This window comes from Sodalis sp. RH19, from assembly GCF_047324215.1.
In the GTDB taxonomy this organism is placed as follows: domain Bacteria; phylum Pseudomonadota; class Gammaproteobacteria; order Enterobacterales; family Enterobacteriaceae; genus Acerihabitans.
In genome coordinates this window covers 1,191,473-1,210,345 of the sequence record NZ_CP178734.1, presented here as the reverse complement: position 1 = coordinate 1,210,345, position 18,873 = coordinate 1,191,473, and the positions used below count along the sequence as shown (strand labels likewise).

Below are 18,873 nucleotides of genomic sequence, written 5' to 3'. Positions count from 1 at the left end.
TGCCGCGCGCCGGCATCCCGTTTTATTCCGGCAGGTCGCCCGCCGGGGCGCCCAGCCATTTTTGCGAAATCTTATCCAGGGTGCCGTCGGCCTTGGCGGCGCGCAGGATTTCGTTGACCTTGGCCAGCAGGGCGGGTTGGTCTTTTGGCAACCCGACGTAACAAGGCGAATTGGATAAAATTACCTTCAGGTGCAGGTCCAACTGCGGATGCTTTTGCTTCATCGCGGCGGCAACCGTGGTGCCGATGGCCACCAACTGCGTCTGGCCCGACAAGAAGGCGGAGATGGTGCTGTTATTATCCTCAAAGCGTTTTACCTGCGCGTCCGGCGCCAGCCGGCTTAGCTCTTCGTCCTGCATTGAACCGCGGGTCACGGCGACGGTTTTGCCGGCCAGTTCACCGAAATTGGCCGCCTGGGTCTTGTCGGCGCCGAAGACCGCGTCAAAAAACGGCGCGTAGGCGATGCTGTAGTCGATAACCTTGGCCCGCTCGGCGGTTTTGCCCAGCGACGAGATGGTCATGTCCGCTTTACCGGTTTGCAGGTAGGGCACCCGGTTCGGTCCGGTAACCGGCACCAGGATCACCTTGGCGCCCAGCTTTTGCCCGAGCAGATTGGCCACGTCGATATCCAGCCCCTGCGGCGCCATATCGCCGCCTACGTACCCATAGGGCGGGTAATCCACCGGCACCGCCACGCGCAGCGTTTTCTGGCTCATGATGTTATCGAGCACATCGGCGGCGTTGGCCGCCGTCAGGGTAAAAGCGGCCAGCGCGCCCATCAGCAGCGCTATCACGAAGTGTCTTTTCATAACGATTATCCTGTGTAGACGAAAAAAGGAACCAGGTCCGGCGCCGCATCCGCGCCGGCGCCGGCAGTAATGGCTTAGATGTTATTTCCTGAAATACCCCGCTCTCACCGCCATGCCGATCAGGTTGACAAAAAAACGGCAGGCGGTAATGGCGGTAATGCCGTTCAGGTCTTTTTTCGGCGTGATCTCAACGATATCCATGCCCACCACCCGGCCCTTTTTCACCAGGCCGTGGATGATTTTCCGCGCCTCGCAATAGGTGACGCCGCCCAGGGCCGGGCCGTTGACGGCAGGCATAATAGTAGGATCGATACCGTCCGCATCGAGGGTAATGTAGTAGTTTCCGCCGTCGGGTATACGATCGAGCACCGACTGCGCGCCCTCATCGTGCAGTTCGTGGGCGGTAATAAGATGCGCGCCATACGCCAGCGCGGCGTCCACTTCCTCCTGGCGGGCCGAGCCGTTGGCGCGCAGGCCGATCTGGAAAATTTCGCCGATATGCGCCATTTCCGAGGCGCGGCGTATCGGGCTGGAGTAACCGTCGGTCACGCCGTTAACCTCCTGGCGCCAGTCCAGATGCGCATCAATATGGACCAGGGTAATGGGGCCCAGGGTGTCAAGCGCGCGCAATACCGGAATGGGTATGCCATGGTCGCCGCCTATCACCAGCGGCATGCCGCCCAGGGAAATGATTTTGCGCACCACCGCTTCGGCGGCGTCATAATGGCCGCCCAGTTCACGCGCGTCGCCGGCGATATCGCCGCAGTCCACCATCCGGATCGGCTGGTTGTCCATCAGCGGGCCGCCGATGTCGAAATCATAGCGCTCGATGCTGCGCACGGCGCGATCGGTGGCCTGGCGCACGGCGGTGGGCGCATTGGTCTGGTCGTTGGTCACCTCATCGATGGAGTAAGGCGAACCGTAGGGGATACCCAGCACGGCGATATCCACCGACTCCAGGGTATTGAGGTCGGTAACCACTTCCGAATACAGCAGGCTTTTATGGCCGTGTTTCGGCGCGGTGGTCAGTTCCGGTTTATAGCGGGTCATAGTCATGTCCTGTACTGGTTGTCTAAAAACGTGGGTAACGGCGGCGGGTCAATCCACGCTCCACCACTCCCCCATTGCCCATAGCGTTTCCTCGGTCTCGCTGACCAGGGCGCGTACATCCACTTTCGAGGTGGCGGCCATCAGCGCCACCAGTAATTCGCTCACCATAAAGGCAGGCGTTATGGTGTCGAAAAAAGAGGCGGTCTTTTTTTTCACCAGGATGGTCTCACCGGCCAGACGCGCCACCGGCGAGCTGGCGTTATCGCTGATGGCGACGATTTTCACCTTTTGCTGGGACAGGTAGCGGGTCAGGGCCACCGTGCGCCGCGAATAAGGCGACAGGCAGGAGACCAGCAGGGCGTCTTTTGGTCCGAGAGTGCGCATCAGCGCCATGACGCCGCTCTCCCCGGCCCCTTCCACCAAATGGACGTTATCCTTGAAATAGGACGCCACATGGCAAAAATGAAACGCCACCGGGAAAGACGAGCGCAGGCCAAGACAATAAATATCCCGCGCCTGCGCTAGGATGGCGGCGGCGCGCACCATGGCGGCAAGGTTGTCGTCCCGGCAGGATGCCTGGATATGCCCGGCAGTGGTATTGGCCAGCTCCAGCAGCAGGGAAGACTCGCCCACCTTCTGTTTCATTTCCACCAGCGCCGGCACCCTTGAGCCGTATTCATAGCCTTTCGCGCGCACCGCGTTGACAAAAACAGCGCGGATATCGTCATACCCTTTGAGTCCAAGGCGCTTGGCCAGCCGTGTCATGGTGGAGGGCGGGATCCCCGCCAGCCGCGCCTGTTCACGCATGGACATCACCGCCACTTCCTGCGGGTGATCCAGGACAAATCTGGCCGCCAGCCGCACCTGTTTCGGCAGGGACTCGTACTGGGCATTAATGGCCTGAGTGAGCGTGAGCTGATCCATAAAAGGGGTCCCTAATGCCTATCGTCATAAGCATGATTGCAACAGGTATGCCAAAAATGATTACTAATGATTCAATTGATTCATTTTCGCGGCGGCAGGTACGGCTGGCGAAGGGCGCCGTCGGGAAGACGATGCGACAAAATGATTCCTTTGATTCATTTCCGCGCCAAATTAATTTTTGCCGCGGGTGGCGCGACGGCGGCATCGCTTGGGCACGCCGCGCCAATGCCCGGCTTAGCGGGGAGCCGGTGCCTCATGATGGTGCAAAAGCACCTATTTAGTGCATAGCCTTTTACATGTAATATCGCCAAGAAGCAGGCCTCTAAAAAAATCCAATATTTATCAATTAGATATAATTACAACGCTACTGGCACGCCCTTTGCTTATCTTATATAACGGGACCGAGTTCCATTTTATGAGATAAGCATGAGCATACTGAACAGTACCGCCGCGATTTTGCGCCTGATGAGCACCCTGAAACGCGGCGTGACGGTGACCGATTTGGTCGAACATTTGCAATTCCCCAAAAGCACCGCCTCCCGCGTGCTAAAGCAACTGGCCGAAGCGGGCTTTTTGGACCGGGACGCCAGCTCGCTCGCCTATCAGCCCGGGCTGATGCTGCTGGAAGTGACCCATCTGGTGCGGCGCAATTCCTCATTAACGGATCTTATCGAACAGGCGCTGCGCGAACTGTGCGGATTAACCGGGCATACCGGTTACCTGTCGGTGCTTGACGGCAACGATGTGCTGGTACTGCGCGTTATCCCAGGCGTGCACGCGCTGCGGGTGATCCGCAACGCGGGATCCCGCTCGCCGGCCTGGGGCACCTCCACCGGCCGCGCGCTGCTGGCCCGGCTGCCGGATACCCAGCTGAACGCCCAGTTCCGCGCCGTGCTGTCGCCCGCCAACGACCTGCCGATGCATTTCACCCAGCTGATGGATCGGCTGGCGGTCGTGCGCCGCTGCCATTGGGCGTCGGCGGTTAACGAAGCGGTGGCCGGCGCGGCGTCGGTCAGCTGCGCTGTGGGCGACCCCCACAGCGGCGAAACCGTGGCGTTTTGCCTGACCTTTCCGGCCTCGATGGCGGATGACACGGAAATCCAGCGTCTTTCCCGGCTGTTGTGCGCGGCGGCGATGCAAATCGGCAAAAAGGTCGGCGACCCCTACTGGTTTCGCTAACCGCCGGACGCAGGGTCCCGTGGCCGCATTTCGCCGTTATTTTGCTTTATTTTCAGGAGTGGTTTATGTCACATCGTCAGCATCCCAGCAGCTTTAACCCGGGCACCTTGCTGTTTCTCACGGTGCTCAGCATCTTTGGCGCGGTCATCGGCATCCAGCTGCTGACTACGCTTGGCGTCACGCCCAATACCTCGATTATCGGCGCGCTGGTGGCGATGATCATCGCCCGGGTGCCGCTGCAGCTGTTCAAACGTTTCCGCTCCATACATATCCAGAACCTGGCGCAAAGCGCCATTTCATCCGCCACCTTCGGCGCGGCCAACAGCTTGCTGCTGCCCATCGGCATTCCTTATATTTTCGGCCGGCCGGATCTCGTGCTGCCGATGTTTATCGGCGTTTCGCTGGCCATGCTGCTGGACGGTTATCTGCTCTACCGCATGTTCAACACCACGGTATTTCCGGCCGCCGGCGCCTGGCCGCCGGGCGTCGCCGCGGCGGAATCCATCAAGGCCGGCGATCAGGGTGGGCAACAGGCGGGCATTCTCGGCGCCGGCTTGCTGATAGGCGCCGTCGGTTCCTGGTTTAAGTTCCCCATGGCGGCGCTGGGCACGGCGTTTATCGGTAATATCTGGGCGTTGTCGATGTTCGGCGTCGGCCTGCTGATCCGCGGTTACAGCCTGCCGTTAACCGGGTTCGATATTAATAAAAACTATATTCCCCACGGCATGATGATCGGCGCCGGCCTGGTGGCGCTGTGCCAGGTGATCGCCATGATCCGCGGTAAGAAACTCGATCGTGCCACCGCCACCGCCGATGCGCTGAGCGCGGCGGACGCCGACCGCCGCCATATTCTCGGCTCCCTCGGGCTTGGCGCGGCAGGGTATATCCTTATTGCCACGCTGATTGCGCTGGGCGGCGGGCTGTATACCGCAATGCCGATGGGCATGTTATTGGCCTTTATCGTCTATGCCGCTTTCGCCGCGTTTATCCATGAACTGATCGTCGGCCTGGCGGCCATGCATTCCGGCTGGTTCCCGGCTTTTGCCGTGGCGCTTATTACCCTGATTATCGGCATCATGATTGGGTTTCCGCCGGTGGCGCTGGTCATGCTGTGCGGTTTCTCGGTGGCCACCGGGCCGGCGTTCGCCGATATGGGATACGATCTGAAAGCCGGGTTTATCCTGCGCGGCAATAACGCCGATATCGCTTTTGAGCTGGAAGGACGCCGCCAGCAGCTGTTCGCCGCCCTGATCGCCTTTGTTATCGCCATGCCGGTGGTCTACCTCAGCTACCAGGGCTACTTCGCCAAGGGGCTGGTGCCGCCGGTGGCTAAAGTGTATGCCGCCACCATCCAGGCCGGCGTGTCCACGGACATTGCCAAATCACTGCTGATCTGGGCGGTGCCGGGCGCCCTGATCCAATGGATAGGCGGGTCTTCGCGCCAGTTGGGCGTACTGCTGGCCACCGGCCTGCTGATTGCCAATCCGCTGGCCGGGTGGGCGGTATTGATCGGTATCGCCATACGCCTGGTGGTGCTGCGCCTTGGCGGTGAGCAGCGCCGTCATCAGCTGGAGGTCTTTGCCGCCGGACTGATTGCCGGCGATGCCCTGTTCAGCTTCTTTAATTCGGTTTTTGCCGGCAAGAGCGGTAAATAACGCGGTATCCGCGGGCCATGGCGTTTTTGCAACCCGGGCTATCCTGACCCTTCGTTGAGAGATATTTATGACTTTATTACAGACCCTGCACGTATTTGAAGCATTCGACTCCGCCTTTGCCAGCGGGCAGACGGTGGCGCAACTGCTGGCCGCCTATCCCGCGGCCCAGGTCAGCATTACCGAAATCAGCGGCCCCAAGGGCAAAACCGATTTCGTCAAAGTCGTTATCCCCGGCACCCAGGGGAAACGCGGCGGCGGCGCGGCCCCGACGCTGGGTATTGTCGGGCGTTTGGGCGGCATCGGCGCGCGCCCTACCCGCATCGGCCTGGTATCCGACGCCGACGGCGCCGTAGCCGCCATCGCCGCCGCCGTTAAGCTTGCGCATATGCAAACCCAGGGCGATAGCCTGCCCGGCGATGTGATCATCACCACCCATATTTGCCCCGACGCGCCGACCCGGCCGCATGAGCCGGTGGATTTTATGGATTCGCCGGTGGAAACCGAAGAGATGAACGCTCAGGAAGTGCTGCCGGAAATGGACGCGGTGCTGTCCATCGACACCACCAAGGGTAATCGTATCATCAACCATAATGGGTTTGCCCTGTCGCCCACGGTGAAACAGGGCTACATCCTGCGCGTGGCGGAAGATCTGCTGCGCATTATGGAAATGACCAGCGGACGGCTGCCGGTGACCTTTCCCATTACCACGCAGGATATTACTCCCTACGGCAACGGCGTTTTCCATCTCAACAGTATCCTGCAGCCGTCCATCGCCACGGCGGCGCCGGTGGTGGGCGTGGCCATTTGCGCGCAAAGCGCGGTACCCGGTTGCGGCACCGGCGCCAGCCAGGAAACCGATATCGCCGCCGCCGCCAAATTCGTGGTGGAAGTCGCCAAGGAGTTTACCCGCGGCACCTGCAGTTTTTACGATAGCGCCGAATACGCCCGCCTGTTGGAACTGTATGGTTCCCTGGCCCATTTACAGCAACGTCAATAAGCGAGGTCGTTATGTCCGCAACCTTACTGGGTACCCTGACCATCGGCCAGGCGCCGCGCGCCGATATTACCCCTATCCTGACCGAGCACCTGCCCGCGGGGGTGGAATGCATCCATCTGGGCGTGCTCGACGGCCTGGATCACGCCACTATCGCCCGGCGCTTTCCCGTCCGGCCCGGCGAGGCGGTGCTGACGACCCGGCTGCTGGACGGCAGCGCCGTGATCCTGGGTAAAAGCGCGGTTCGCGAGGCGGTCCAGGCAAAACTCAATGAACTTGAACATGTGGGCTGCCGCACCATCGCGCTGTTATGCACCGGTGAATTCCACGGTCTGGGCTGTGGGCAGGCCTGGCTGCTGGAACCCGATTTGCTGGTGCCGCCGGTGGTAACGGCGCTGACGAACGGGCGCCAGGCCGGCATCCTGGTGCCGTTGCCCGAGCAGATGGCGAGCGAAGGCGCAAAATGGCGCGCCCTGGCGCGTCCGCCGGTGTATGCCGCCGCGTCGCCGTACAACAGTACGCCGCAGCAGTTGACCGCCGCCGCCCTGGCGCTGAAGACCCAGGCCGCGGACGTGATTGTCATGGACTGCATGGGCTATACCGAACAGCATCGCCGGATAGTGCGTGAAGCCACCGGCCTGCCGGTGATATTATCGAACGCCCTGTTGGCCCGCCTGCTGGCCGCCCTACTGTAGCCATGGAAGCCATGGCGCCGCGACCGGCAAAGCCGCCATGGTAATTCATTAAGGAGTGGATGTATGGAACTGCTGTTACTGAGTAATTCGGTGCTGCCCGGCCACGGCTATCTGGCCCATGCCGTCGATCCGATGCGCGCGCTGTTAAAGAACCGCCGCAAGGCGCTGTTTGTACCTTTTGCCGGCGTCACCGTCGCATGGGACGATTATACCGCCAAGGTACGCCAGGCCATGGCGCCGCTGGGCATCGAGCTGACAAGCGTACACACGCTGGATGACGCGGCGGCGGCGGTGGCCCGCGCCGAGGCGATTATCGTCGGCGGCGGCAATACCTTTCATCTGCTGAAATGCTGCCGCGAGCGCGGGCTGCTGGGGGCCATCACCGAGCGCGTGCGCCAGGGCGCGGCCTATATCGGCTGGAGCGCCGGGGCCAACCTGGCCTGCCCCACGCTGTGCACCACCAATGATATGCCGATCGTCGATCCGGGCGGTTTTGCGTCCCTGGGACTGGTGGACTACCAGATCAATCCCCACTATACCAATCAGTTGCCCGCCGGACATCAGGGGGAAACGCGCAACCAGCGTCTGGCCGAGCTGCTGCGTGCCCGGCCGGAGATGACCGTGATCGGCCTGCCGGAGGGCGACTGGCTGACGGTCGCCGACGGCGAGACGCGGCTGGCGGGGCCTTACGACGCGGTGTTGTTCCGCGCCGGCCGGGAGCCGCAGACGCTGAAACCCGGCGCCGCCCCGCTTGACCTTGCCATAACGCGGTAGTCGCCGGTGCGGTTGTCCATTACCAGCCCGGCGGGCTGGAGCCGGGCAGGGTTGCCCCTGCCGGCTGGACACCCTCCGAACCGGCTTAACGCTTATCCTGTGGTCAGGGAATATTCGCCATGAATAGTGCGGAATTATCCGTTAAGACATTAAGCGATTTATGACCTGCAAACGCTGAGAAATATTCATTATATTTAATATTAATAAGAAATTATTTTCCAATAAATTACAATAACATGTTCGCAAAATAAATACTCTTCTCATTATTATACCAGCGCCGCCGATCTGATGAAACATACGCAACAATAAGCGGATACCGCAGGAAAAAATAACTCAACGATAAAAGATATAGAGTGCTGGAAATAGAATTATCCCGCCAATACTTTGAACCAGCCCCCATTTTTGGTCAAATATCCCATCGCCGGCGTTAAATCCGGCTAAAATTGCTAAATCTTGTCTATTCAAAGGCATAACAATGCCCTCCCCGCGCCGCGGCCGGTTCAATGGCGGGCGGCGCCCTATCCAAAAGGAGATACCCATGCTGGCGCCTTATTCAGTTGGATTAAGGAACATACTGTTGGCGATAGTTCTGGCGGCCGGTGCCGGCCCCGCCGTTACCGCCATGGCCGCGCCTCAGCCGGTCGAATCCGGTCCCCTGGCCCCCGCGGCGGCGGTGCTGCCGCCCGATATTCTTTTTGGGCCGTTGTTCGAGGCGGTGCAGCAGGCCAGAATTTTCCCCGATCAGAAAACCTTTGCCGACGCGGTGCCGCGGGAGAACCCCGCCGCCATCCTGGCGCAGTATCAGGATCAGCACGCCCAGGCCGGGTTCGATCTCAAGCGTTTTGTCGCGACCCATTTTATCCTGCCCAGCGAAGGCAAACCCTACCAGCCGCCTGCGGGACAGACCCTGCGGGCGCATATTGACGGGCTTTGGCCGGTGCTGACCCGTAAAACCGATAGCGTGCCACCCTTTGATTCACTGCTGCCGCTGCCGGAAAGCTATGTGGTGCCCGGCGGCCGCTTTCGGGAAGTGTATTATTGGGACAGTTATTTTACCATGCTGGGCCTGGCCGAAAGCGGCAACTGGGAACGGGTCAAAAACATGACCGATAATTTCGCGCATGAAATCGATACCTACGGTCATATCCCCAACGGCAACCGCAGTTATTACCTGAGCCGCTCCCAGCCGCCGTTTTTCTCGTTTATGGTGGAACTGCTCGCCGCGCAGGAAGGCGACGCGGTGTATGCGCGCTACCTGCCGCAGCTGAAAAAGGAATACGACTACTGGATGCGCGGCGCCGACGGCCTCGCCAAGGGCGCCGCCGCCGAACGCGTGGTGCGCCTGGACGACGGCGGCCTGCTTAACCGGTATTGGGACGATCGCGACGTGCCGCGCACCGAGTCCTGGATGGAGGATATCGCCACCGCCGCCAGGGCGAAAAACCGGCCGGCGGCGGAAGTCTACCGCGACCTGCGCGCCGGCGCCGCCTCCGGCTGGGACTTCAGCTCGCGCTGGCTGACCGATCCCCATGATCTCGCCACTATCCATACCACCGACATTATCCCGGTGGATCTGAACGCCCTGCTGTTCCATCTGGAACAGACGCTGTCCCGCGCCAGCAAGGCCGCCGGCGCGTCCGGGGACGAACTGCGCTATACCCGGCTGGCCGACGCGCGCAGCCACGCCATCAACCGCGTGCTGTGGAACCAGCAGGACGGTTATTACACCGATTATGACTGGCGGCAGAAAAAAATCACCCGCCCGATCACCGCCGCCACGGTATTCCCGCTGTTTGTGCGTATCGCGCCGCGCGAGCGTGCGGTCAGCACCGCGCAGGCGGTGCGCGACCAGTTGCTGAAAGAAGGCGGATTAACCACCACCACCGTCAATAACGGCCAGCAATGGGATGCGCCCAACGGCTGGGCGCCCCTGCAGTGGGTCGCGGTACAAGGGCTGCAAAATTACGGCCAGGACGCCCTGGCGCAGTCCATCGGCACCCGTTTTCTTAAAAATGTGCAAAATCTGTATGACGCGCAGCACAAGCTGGTGGAAAAATATGTGGTCGAAGGCAAAGGACTGGGCGGCGGCGGCGGCGGCGAATATGCGCTGCAGGACGGCTTCGGCTGGACCAACGGCGTCACGCTGAAACTGCTGGATGCCTATTGCGGCGCGCTCACGGACTGCAAAAAACACGATCCGGCAGCGGCGGCGCAGCCGGCGCATTAACTGCCGGGAGCACGCCGGAAGGCGTGCTTCAACCACCAGCACCACGCTATCTCTGATGCAGGGCGAAGGGGTAAAAGGGAGGATTACCTTGCAGCCAACAGCGCGCCCAAATGGCCCGCCGGATGGTTTTTGGAAAAATCCTGCGCGGAAAATCCTCTCAATTCCATAAGCGCAATGGCCATGGCGTCCCCGATAGCAAGCGTGGCGCTCGCGCTCACCGTGGGCACGATATCATAGGAACAGGCCTCGCCCTTGATATCAAAGGCAATGGTAATATCCACACTTTCCGCCAGGGGTGAAAGTCTATTCCCCGTTATCGCTATTATCGGTACGCCGCGTTCATGTAAAATAGGGACAAGCTGCATGATTTCTTCGGTTCTGCCGCTATATGAAATTAAGAGAATAATGTCATCAGCGGTAATCATGCCCAAGTCACCATGTTTCGCTTCAACCGGATGGATAAAAAAACTTGGTGTGCCTATGGATGACAGGCTGGAACAAATTTTACGCCCGACATGCCCGCTCTTCCCTACGCCCAGGATAATGACATGGCCGGTGGACGCATGAATTAAATTAACCGCCTCATAAAAGCCGGAGTTGCCGAGTGACGAGGCTATCGCATATAACGCATCGGCTTCTTTAACCATAACCCTGCCGCCAATATGCAGTATCGCTTGCTTATCCATATATTTCTCCTCCTGATAACATGATGGCGCGGGCTCAGACCAGGAGACTGCGCGCTATATTAAGGTCATCCAGGGTGTCAACGCCCAGGGGATTGACATCCACAATGGAAATATCGATGCGCATGCCGTGCTCCAATGCCCGCAGTTGCTCCAGTTTTTCCCGCTGTTCCAGCGGACTGGGCGGCAGTTGGGAAAAGCGGGTCAAAGCATCGCGCCTGTACGCATACAGACCTATATGGTGATAATGCTCGCCGCCGCCCCAGGGAATAGTGTTGCGGCTAAAATAGATGGCCCGTCCGGCCTTGCTTCCCGGCGGCATAGAGACGGCCACCTTAACCACGCTATCGGAAAGCCGCTCGTTCGGGGCGGCGATAACCGATGCCAGCGTCGCCACTTCGGCGCCGGGGCGGCGCAGCGGCGCCACCAGCGTTGTCAGCATCGCGGGATTGGCCGTGGGCATATCTCCCTGCAGGTTCACGATCACCTCATATTTGCCTGCCGGGTCGACAGCTTCCAGTGCGGCAAATACCCGGTCAGACCCGCTGTTAAGCCGTGGATCGGTCATGACCGCCTCACCTCCCACGTCGCGGATGGCCCCGGCAATCGCTTTATCGCCGCAGGCGACAATGACCGGCCCAAGATCGGCTTCTATGCCGCGCCGCCAAACGTGAACAATCATAGGGAGGCCGTTAATATCGGCCAGCGCCTTGTTCGGTAGCCGGGTTGAGGCCAACCGGCTGGGAATAATCGTGACGATATTCATATTATCCTCGGTTGAATCGCGCTTTAAAGCTGCTCATGCGTGATGATTTTTTTATTGGATTTAATTTTCCCATAATTAGCAAAAACATTATTAATATCCTCAAGCGAATGAAAACTCAGTAAATTATCATGCTGCGTACTCCAATTATCCGCCAGCAGCGCCGCGGCGTCGGCCATATGGATACTATCGCCATTCAGATGACACAATATGATTTCAGGCTGTTTCCAGGGTAATCGTTCTGGAATAAACGGCTCATCGGCATGGTATCTGCTGAGCACCACCAGCCTGGAACATTTATCCAGTAGATCACAAGCCTGGCGAAAGCCACGGGAAGCGCCGGTCGCTTCGAATATAAGTTGAAAGCGTTGCCCGGCCATGGGGGCCTTGATTCGGTCCGGATACAGGCTTCGTAATTGGTCGACTTTATAATCATTATGATCATGGATATAAACATCGGCCCCGGTGATTTCGAGCAGCGCGAAAATAAGCAAGCTCCCCAACCCGCCGCAGCCCAGCACCAATATTTCGCCTTTACGGCCCGATACATTGCTTAACGCCACGGCATGAAGCGCCACCGAGAGGGGCTCTACAAGCGCGCCGATATGATCTTTCCGGTAAGCGGGTAATTTATGGACGTACGAATAATGGATGTCTATGTACCCGGCATACCCACGGTTGGTATAATGTTGCTCACCGCCCCTGACGCAAAGATGGCCTTTTTTTTGCCGGCAATAATGGCATTGACCGCAGCGAAAGTTGGGGTCGATAACCACCTGGCTGCCTGGCTGCAAGTTGATTACGCCGGCGCCGGCGGCTTTGATCACACCGCAATGTTCATGCCCTAACGATACGGGATAGCCTTCGTTCCTGTGGCCCAGATAAAATGATTTATCCGTACCGCAAACGCCGCAATAATTTATTTTTATCCTGACATAACCAGGGGCGACCTCTTCCTCAAGCTGACGGCTGGCAAAAGAAAACCGCCCCGGCTCCAGTAGTATCGCTACGGTATTTACGCACGCTCCGCTCATGCGAGCCCCCCCGTCTGTTCCAGCGCCGCAACCGCGGCGGCGGCTTGCTCAAGGGTGTAGTCGATATCAGCGGCGCAATGGGCCGTGGAGACATACCATAGTCCCTCGGGGGTAATCCTGACGCCCCTCGCCTGCAATGCCGCATGCCACATGACGAGCAGCGGATGGCTGAGTTCACGCCGAGCTGTACGATAATCGCGGGCAACCGCCGGCGCTGCCCGAAAAGTGGTGGTCACCGCGCCGGGACTTGCCCTGACTTGCAGGGGCAACGCCGTGCCGTCGGCAATGTCTTGTAATCCCGCCCGCAGCGACTCACTCAGCAGATGAATCCTAGCCAGCTCCGCGCCGCCGTTATCGGCGAGTATTTCCAGGTTAGTTATTGCGCCGGCAAGGAAAGGCGGGAACGCATTATAGGTACCGGTATGCAAGGTTTGGGCGCCGGCAAGCAATCGCATATACTGTTCTTTACCGCCGACAGCCGCCAGGCAAACCGGACCGCCCAGCGCCTTGGCGAAAGTGGCGATATCGGGGATTACGCCATACCTGGCCTGGGCGCCGCCTATAGCTGTCCTGAAACCCGTTTGGATTTCGTCGAATATCAGCGGAATACGGTAGTGGTCGCACAGCTCCCGCATTCTGGCGAGATAGTTTTTTTCCGGCAGGATATTGCTCCAGAAGCTGTTAAACATGATGGGCTCGGTCACCACCGCGGCGATATCCCCGGCCTGGCTGGCTAACACGCGCTCCAGCGCGTCGGTATCGTTCCAGCGTAACGCGAGGATATTACCGGCGTCGCCGGCGGGTTGCCCACGCGACATGGCTAACAGGGCGCCGGTATCTTGGGCGGTGTCTTCCGGGGTACTGAATCCCCAGGCGATATTGTCGAGCCAGCCGTGGTAATGCCCCTCGAAACGGATGATTTTTTCACGGCCGGTGGCGGATCTGGCCAGGCGCAGCGCGACATGCACCGCCTCCGAGCCGGAATTGCAAAAGCGGACCATCTCCGCGCCGGGCACCAAGGCTTTTATTTTTTCCGCCAGGACAATCTCCAGTTCGGTTTGCCCGGCGAAAAATTGGCCCGCCTGATATTGCTGCGCAATGGCGTCAAGGATACGGGGATGGGAATGACCGGTAATTAACGGCCCCCGGCCCAGGACATAATCTATGTATTTATTTTCATCGACATCCCATACATATGCCCCTCGCGCTTTTTGATAGAACAGGGGGTGCGGTTGCCAGTTGGCCCGATTATTACTGGACACGCCTCCGGGAATAACATTCGACGCTTTTTTATACAGCGCGTCGGAAATGGCATAATTCATGCTCATTCATCCTCCTTTTGCTAAATCACCAGTGACCGAAAGTCTTTGATAATGTGAAATGTGATTAGGTTGGTATATTGCCCATTTTTTGCAAAGCAATCGCCGGATCGCGCCACCAAAAATATGTCCTGTCCTGAAATGACAAAAGAGGGGTAATTCCTGGCGTGATATTCTGTTTCACCTTTGCTGATAACGCTCGCCTGCACCCAATCAATGCAATTGGATGAATAATAAAGCCCTAAAATATTTCTTTGGTTCGACGGTAAATTATACCTTCCCTGCGGCGTGGCGGATAATTTACACATTGAGTCTGTGATTATTGAAGATGCCATCCAATACAAGTGGGTGAGGGTGTCGTATGTGATAAAAAATTTCAGGCTGCCGCCGGGAAACGGGATAAACGATAATAACTTGCCCGACGGCGCGGTAACGACCTGCAGGGCGATACCGCCGTCCCGCTGCTCCACCGCTTTAAGCACCGCGGCATAACCGCTGCCGTTGGTATTGGTGCGCATGATGATGTAAAGCGTTGCATTCGCGGGATCGTGCCAGATATGTTTAGGATCCGTTATTCGGACCACATTCCCCTCAAGCCAGCCTGGCGGGGAGGCGTTGATGGTCGGCATCAGGGATCGTGGACCGGCGGTTTCGGAAGGATAAAAGGGAATACCAAAATTCTCCCCGAAGCTCGCCGCGCAATAGTTGAATTTTTCGTTAAAGGAAAAACCGGTGGAAAATGTCCAGGCCGACCTGTCCAGCAGATTATCACGCCCATTGCCCCGCAGTACGACCGGCGTCAGCCCCGCGACGTTCCAGCCGGATATGCCCAAATCGGTTCTTAAATCCATGCACATATAGATAGCGCCGTTTTCCTGCAATATATTCGTCGCAGAACCATGCCACAATTGATTGCGGGTCAGTGCCGCCGGCGCCGACCACGTCAAGCCGTCGTCCTGCGATCTGATGATATAGAGATCGCCAGCGTTGCCGATAATGTAAAGGCAGCCCTGGCATTCGAACAGCCGCGCGTGCCAGAAGGGAAAGGATCCCTGCTCAGCCCAGTGCCGGCCCTGATCGTTGGAAATAAATATTTTACCTATGCCGCGGCGTTTTGTACGGCTTCCGTTGCTGGCTTCCTGGTTATCCAGGCCGGGGCCACCGAGATCCATGGTCACAACCAGCCTGCCGCTGGTCGTTTTTACTATTGAAGGGGTATAGCACCAAAGCCGGGTTGGATTGTTAGAGCGATAAATAATACGCCCATTAGAGTCAGTGTTATCCATAGGTCTGCTCCATGCCATAATCGCATCCTTTAGCGCACTTGTTATTACATTCTTATTGCATTATTTGATACATTCTTATTACGCTCGTTGCTGCGCATCAAAGAACGCTTAATAGTTTTATTTATTATTATTGGAAACTATGTTCAAATTAAACACATGTGGAATAATTCATGTGGAATATTTTAATGACGCATCTAAAAGCATTAAATAATATATCTATAACAGCCTATGCGGCGCGCTGATAAAAAATCATCAGCGTCAGCCACTCCACTCTGGTACATTTTTCTGGTTAATGTCAATATGTATTGATGAAATATATAAACAGTTACTCAACCCGATTAATTTGATAAGGACATAGCGCCCCGCTCATCCTCATTTTATGATATTGGCGCCATATCTCATTGCCAAAAAAGCGCTCGCGGTAAAGATGCGCAGCGGCTTCGCATACCTTAGCCGTAAAGCAAACGTTGGCACTTCCGTCGATAACGGCGCCCAGCACAGGCACCCATAATAAGCAGCATATTCCCCAACGGCCCGCAGATTGAGCAGAATAAGGGCGGGGAACGCAGTCAGCAGTCCGGTAACACCGGTGGCGCCGGCCAGTCTCAACCATGGCGATGCTTTTATCTTTAAGCGGCAGGCCGCCGACGGTGCTTCAGCGCGCTATTCCAAAATGATTCCAGGGAATGCAAGAGGCTGATATTCTTCAGAAGCAAGCCGCATAAATAGCCCCCGCCGCTGATACTCCCATGGCAATGTGTTACTCTTTTACCGGCAACGCCCAAGGCGCCTTTTATTGCCCAATGATGACATTGCCATGGCGGCATGCCGGGATCAGGGGTTGGGTAAAGACAGTATTTTGGCGGAAACTGCAGTTAAACAAGACGGTAATTATGGTAAAAAAATCCACTAAAAACGCCGCCAGCGCGTCGGCGCAAAGCCCTACCCTTATCGATGTCGCCAGGATAGCCGGCGTTTCCCCCATCACCGTGTCGCGCGCCCTGAACCGCCCGGAGCTGGTCTCCCCCGCGGCCCAGGAAAAAGTCTTCGCCGCGGTGCGCGCCACCGGCTATGTGCCGAATATGCTGGCGGGAGGGCTTGCCACCAGCAAAAGCCGGCTGATTGCCATTTTTGTCCCCACCATCGCCAACTCCATTTTCGCCGATACCGTGCAGGCGCTGATGGACAGCCTGACCGCCGAGGGTTATCAAACCCTGCTGGGCCTGACGGGCTACTCCAGCGAGCGGGAGGAGCAACTGCTCGACGCCATTCTGGGCCGCCGCCCCGACGGTATCGTGCTGGCGGGCACGCTGCATACCGATGAAAGCCGCGAGAAGCTGCGCAAAGCGGGCATACCGGTGGTGGAGATTTGGGACTTAAGCGACGCGCCCATCGATATGCAGATCGGTTTTTCCCATGAGCAGGTGGGTATCGAGGTGGCGAATCATTTATTCCAGCGCGGCTACCGGCGCTTCTCGCTGCTCACCCTTGAGGACGCGCGCGGCTTGCGCCGCAGCCGCAGCGTGATAGCCGAACTGGCGTCCTGCGGCGTGCAGGACGTTTCCATCGAGATTATGCCTGCTCCCGCCACGCTGGCCTCCGGGCGCGAAGGGTTAACACGCATTCTGGCGCAGCACGGCTTACCCGAAGTTATCGTGTGCAGCTCTGACACCATCGCCGAGGGGGTGCTCGCCGAGGCGGCCAGCCGGGGAATCCGGGTGCCGGATGAGCTGTCGGTCATGGGTTTTGGCGATCTGTCCAGCGCCGCGCAGGTTTTTCCCGCCCTTTCCACCGTCAGGGTGGACGGCGCCAGGATCGGCCTGCTGGTCGCCCAGGCGCTGCTGGCGCGTTTTAACGCTAAAAACCAGGAGCCCGCCCCGCTGCGCATCGATACCGGTTTTAGCCTGATCGAACGCGGCACCACAAAATTAATATGAATTGGCTCACAAATAACAGGTCTTTTTATTGAATGATTGCGCAATCATATTAGCATGATCGGTGTCAGTCATCGGACCTGGTGTTCCCGCGATCGTAAATGATTGCGCAATCATATCGAACCCCATCTCCTTTTTATCTACCCAGCGCCGCCTGGTACCCTACAAAAAGGAAATAACGTGAACAATAACACCGTCCCGGCGAAGACGAATGTTCGCTATTTGATACTCGCGATGATTTTTCTCGTGACCATTTTTAATTATGTTGATCGTGCCACCCTGTCCATCGCCGCGCCCATGTTGCGCAAAGATCTGGGGTTCGACGCCGTGTCGATGGGCATCGCCTTCTCCGCCTTTGGCTGGGCTTACACCGGCATGCAGATTCCAGGCGGCATCATCCTCGATCGTTTCGGCTTGCGCCTGGTGCTGGGCGTCAGCCTGATCGCCTGGTCGGTGCTGACTTTTCTGCAGGGTTTTGTCGATCTGTTCAGCTCCGCCCTGCTGGCGTTGTTTGTCCTGCGCTTTTTGATGGGCATTGCGGAATCACCGGCCTTCCCCGCCAACAACCGGCTGACGGTGATGTGGTTCCCCGGGCACGAGCGCGGCATGGCCACCGCGGTATTCCAGTCCGCGCAGTACGCCGCGCTGGCGATTTTCACCCCTGTCATGCTATGGCTGCTCAGTACCTGGGGCTGGCAGCATGTGTTTTTCTTTACCGGCGGTACCGGCATCCTGATCGGCCTGCTGTGGTTTTATGTGGTGCGGGACCCGGCCAGACATAAACGGGTCAATCAGGCGGAGCTGGATTATATCGAAGCTGGCGGCGGCCTGGCGTCCATCGGCGAGGCGCCGACGCCGTTCAGCTGGCGCCAGATCAGGACCATCGGCGCTAATCGCATGATGCTCGGCATCTACCTGGGGCAGTTTTGCCTGACCTCCATCACCTGGTTCTTCCTGACCTGGTTTCCCACCTATCTTATCGAGGCCAAGGGCATGACCATCCTCAAGGTGGGGCTGGCGGCGGCCATCCCGGCGGTGGCCGGCTGTCTTGGCGGTATCGTCGGCGGCGCCTGGTCCGACTGGATGCTGCGCCGCGGTTTCAGCCTGACCGCGGCACGGAAAACCCCCATTATCTGCGGCCTGTTATTATCCAGCAGCATCGTTATCGCCAACTATGTGCAATCCGTTCCGCTGATCATCGCCGTGATGTCGCTGGCGTTTTTCGCCAAAGGCGTGGGCAACCTCGGCTGGTGCATCGTCGGCGATGTCTCCCCCCGGCACGCCCTGGGCATCAGCGGCGGCATGTTTAACCTGTGCGGCAACCTGGCCAGCATCGTTACCCCCATCGCCATCGGCGTGATAATCAAGCAATTCGGTTCATTTGATTGGGCGCTGGTGTATGTCGCCGCCATGGGCCTGCTCGGCGCCTTCGCCTATCTGGTTATCGTCGGCCGGCTGCGCCGCCTCGACAGCGAGGACGCGGCGACGCCCGGCGCCGGACATTTCGCCGCCGGTGCAAAACAATCCTAACCCCCATCCCTTTCACAG

General features: G+C 58.3%; 17 protein-coding genes and 1 pseudogene. 9 read left to right on the top strand and 9 right to left on the bottom strand.

What is annotated here, in order from left to right:
- Nucleotides 1-22: 22 nt before the first annotated feature.
- The 3 genes from ACL2XF_RS05475 to ACL2XF_RS05465 all read right to left on the bottom strand — a co-directional run bounded on the left by ACL2XF_RS05475 (nt 23) and on the right by ACL2XF_RS05465 (nt 2,782).
- Complete coding sequence (locus ACL2XF_RS05475) at nt 23-808, bottom strand: transporter substrate-binding domain-containing protein (protein ID WP_410014699.1); 786 nt, start codon at nt 806-808, stop codon at nt 23-25.
- An 81-nt stretch (nt 809-889) separates the two neighbouring features.
- The gene (locus ACL2XF_RS05470) at nt 890-1,858 is read right to left on the bottom strand and encodes an agmatinase (RefSeq protein ID WP_410014698.1); all 969 of its coding nucleotides are present in this window, start codon (nt 1,856-1,858) and stop codon (nt 890-892) included.
- Between the two features lie 48 nt (nt 1,859-1,906).
- Nucleotides 1,907-2,782, bottom strand: a complete 876-nt coding sequence (locus tag ACL2XF_RS05465; protein ID WP_410014697.1) for a MurR/RpiR family transcriptional regulator — start codon at nt 2,780-2,782, stop codon at nt 1,907-1,909.
- Nucleotides 2,783-2,796: 14 nt separating this feature from the next.
- On the opposite strand from ACL2XF_RS05465, the gene ACL2XF_RS05460 reads away from it, so the two are divergent.
- The 7 genes from ACL2XF_RS05460 (at nt 2,797) to treA (ending at nt 10,306) form a co-directional block, all read left to right on the top strand.
- The gene (locus tag ACL2XF_RS05460; protein ID WP_413728186.1) at nt 2,797-3,063 is read left to right on the top strand and encodes a hypothetical protein; all 267 of its coding nucleotides are present in this window, start codon (nt 2,797-2,799) and stop codon (nt 3,061-3,063) included.
- 145 nt (nt 3,064-3,208) lie between these two features.
- Nucleotides 3,209-3,961, top strand: coding sequence for an IclR family transcriptional regulator (locus ACL2XF_RS05455; RefSeq protein WP_410014695.1), 753 nt, complete (start codon nt 3,209-3,211; stop codon nt 3,959-3,961).
- A gap of 65 nt (nt 3,962-4,026) precedes the next feature.
- Nucleotides 4,027-5,616, top strand: a complete 1,590-nt coding sequence (locus ACL2XF_RS05450; protein ID WP_413728185.1) for an OPT/YSL family transporter — start codon at nt 4,027-4,029, stop codon at nt 5,614-5,616.
- 67 nt (nt 5,617-5,683) lie between these two features.
- Complete coding sequence (locus ACL2XF_RS05445; protein ID WP_410014693.1) at nt 5,684-6,613, top strand: DUF1177 domain-containing protein; 930 nt, start codon at nt 5,684-5,686, stop codon at nt 6,611-6,613.
- 11 nt (nt 6,614-6,624) lie between these two features.
- Nucleotides 6,625-7,305 (top strand): AroM family protein, encoded by a 681-nt coding sequence (locus tag ACL2XF_RS05440; RefSeq protein ID WP_413723034.1) that lies wholly within the window; start codon nt 6,625-6,627, stop codon nt 7,303-7,305.
- Between the two features lie 63 nt (nt 7,306-7,368).
- The gene (pepE, locus tag ACL2XF_RS05435) at nt 7,369-8,079 is read left to right on the top strand and encodes a dipeptidase PepE (RefSeq protein ID WP_410014691.1); all 711 of its coding nucleotides are present in this window, start codon (nt 7,369-7,371) and stop codon (nt 8,077-8,079) included.
- A 538-nt stretch (nt 8,080-8,617) separates the two neighbouring features.
- The gene (treA, locus tag ACL2XF_RS05430) at nt 8,618-10,306 is read left to right on the top strand and encodes an alpha,alpha-trehalase TreA (protein ID WP_413728184.1); all 1,689 of its coding nucleotides are present in this window, start codon (nt 8,618-8,620) and stop codon (nt 10,304-10,306) included.
- 83 nt (nt 10,307-10,389) lie between these two features.
- Here the strand turns inward: treA and ACL2XF_RS05425 are convergent, their stop codons facing one another.
- From ACL2XF_RS05425 to ACL2XF_RS05400, 6 genes and pseudogenes are all read right to left on the bottom strand, one after another.
- Nucleotides 10,390-10,992 (bottom strand): KpsF/GutQ family sugar-phosphate isomerase, encoded by a 603-nt coding sequence (locus tag ACL2XF_RS05425; protein ID WP_413723036.1) that lies wholly within the window; start codon nt 10,990-10,992, stop codon nt 10,390-10,392.
- A gap of 34 nt (nt 10,993-11,026) precedes the next feature.
- Entirely contained in the window at nt 11,027-11,755 is a 729-nt protein-coding gene (locus ACL2XF_RS05420) for a 3-deoxy-manno-octulosonate cytidylyltransferase (protein WP_413723037.1), read from the bottom strand.
- Between the two features lie 23 nt (nt 11,756-11,778).
- Nucleotides 11,779-12,273 carry a hypothetical protein gene (locus tag ACL2XF_RS05415; protein WP_413728864.1) on the bottom strand — a complete coding sequence of 165 codons (495 nt, stop codon included), beginning with the start codon at nt 12,271-12,273 and terminating at the stop codon, nt 11,779-11,781.
- A gap of 162 nt (nt 12,274-12,435) precedes the next feature.
- Nucleotides 12,436-12,786 (bottom strand): annotated as a pseudogene (locus tag ACL2XF_RS05410) (alcohol dehydrogenase catalytic domain-containing protein); the annotation flags it as partial.
- The gene (locus ACL2XF_RS05405) at nt 12,783-14,114 is read right to left on the bottom strand and encodes an aspartate aminotransferase family protein (protein ID WP_413728183.1); all 1,332 of its coding nucleotides are present in this window, start codon (nt 14,112-14,114) and stop codon (nt 12,783-12,785) included. The gene ACL2XF_RS05405 and the pseudogene ACL2XF_RS05410, both read right to left, overlap by 4 nt.
- Before the next feature lie 14 nt (nt 14,115-14,128).
- Complete coding sequence (locus ACL2XF_RS05400; protein WP_413728182.1) at nt 14,129-15,277, bottom strand: sialidase family protein; 1,149 nt, start codon at nt 15,275-15,277, stop codon at nt 14,129-14,131.
- A 1,007-nt stretch (nt 15,278-16,284) separates the two neighbouring features.
- Here ACL2XF_RS05400 and ACL2XF_RS05395 point away from each other — a divergent pair.
- Nucleotides 16,285-17,328 carry a LacI family DNA-binding transcriptional regulator gene (locus ACL2XF_RS05395; RefSeq protein WP_413728181.1) on the top strand — a complete coding sequence of 348 codons (1,044 nt, stop codon included), beginning with the start codon at nt 16,285-16,287 and terminating at the stop codon, nt 17,326-17,328.
- A gap of 231 nt (nt 17,329-17,559) precedes the next feature.
- Entirely contained in the window at nt 17,560-18,855 is a 1,296-nt protein-coding gene (locus ACL2XF_RS05390; protein ID WP_413728773.1) for an MFS transporter, read from the top strand.
- Nucleotides 18,856-18,873: the final 18 nt, after the last annotated feature.

Coding starts and splice junctions, on each gene's coding strand:
- ACL2XF_RS05475 (WP_410014699.1), bottom strand. CDS start 808: ATGAAAAGACACTTCGTGATAGCGCTGCTGATGGGCGCGCTGGCCGCT.
- ACL2XF_RS05470 (WP_410014698.1), bottom strand. CDS start 1,858: ATGACCCGCTATAAACCGGAACTGACCACCGCGCCGAAACACGGCCAT.
- ACL2XF_RS05465 (WP_410014697.1), bottom strand. CDS start 2,782: ATGGATCAGCTCACGCTCACTCAGGCCATTAATGCCCAGTACGAGTCC.
- ACL2XF_RS05460 (WP_413728186.1), top strand. CDS start 2,797: ATGCCTATCGTCATAAGCATGATTGCAACAGGTATGCCAAAAATGATT.
- ACL2XF_RS05455 (WP_410014695.1), top strand. CDS start 3,209: ATGAGCATACTGAACAGTACCGCCGCGATTTTGCGCCTGATGAGCACC.
- ACL2XF_RS05450 (WP_413728185.1), top strand. CDS start 4,027: ATGTCACATCGTCAGCATCCCAGCAGCTTTAACCCGGGCACCTTGCTG.
- ACL2XF_RS05445 (WP_410014693.1), top strand. CDS start 5,684: ATGACTTTATTACAGACCCTGCACGTATTTGAAGCATTCGACTCCGCC.
- ACL2XF_RS05440 (WP_413723034.1), top strand. CDS start 6,625: ATGTCCGCAACCTTACTGGGTACCCTGACCATCGGCCAGGCGCCGCGC.
- pepE (WP_410014691.1), top strand. CDS start 7,369: ATGGAACTGCTGTTACTGAGTAATTCGGTGCTGCCCGGCCACGGCTAT.
- treA (WP_413728184.1), top strand. CDS start 8,618: ATGCTGGCGCCTTATTCAGTTGGATTAAGGAACATACTGTTGGCGATA.
- ACL2XF_RS05425 (WP_413723036.1), bottom strand. CDS start 10,992: ATGGATAAGCAAGCGATACTGCATATTGGCGGCAGGGTTATGGTTAAA.
- ACL2XF_RS05420 (WP_413723037.1), bottom strand. CDS start 11,755: ATGAATATCGTCACGATTATTCCCAGCCGGTTGGCCTCAACCCGGCTA.
- ACL2XF_RS05405 (WP_413728183.1), bottom strand. CDS start 14,114: ATGAGCATGAATTATGCCATTTCCGACGCGCTGTATAAAAAAGCGTCG.
- ACL2XF_RS05400 (WP_413728182.1), bottom strand. CDS start 15,277: ATGGATCTCGGTGGCCCCGGCCTGGATAACCAGGAAGCCAGCAACGGA.
- ACL2XF_RS05395 (WP_413728181.1), top strand. CDS start 16,285: ATGGTAAAAAAATCCACTAAAAACGCCGCCAGCGCGTCGGCGCAAAGC.
- ACL2XF_RS05390 (WP_413728773.1), top strand. CDS start 17,560: ATGATTTTTCTCGTGACCATTTTTAATTATGTTGATCGTGCCACCCTG.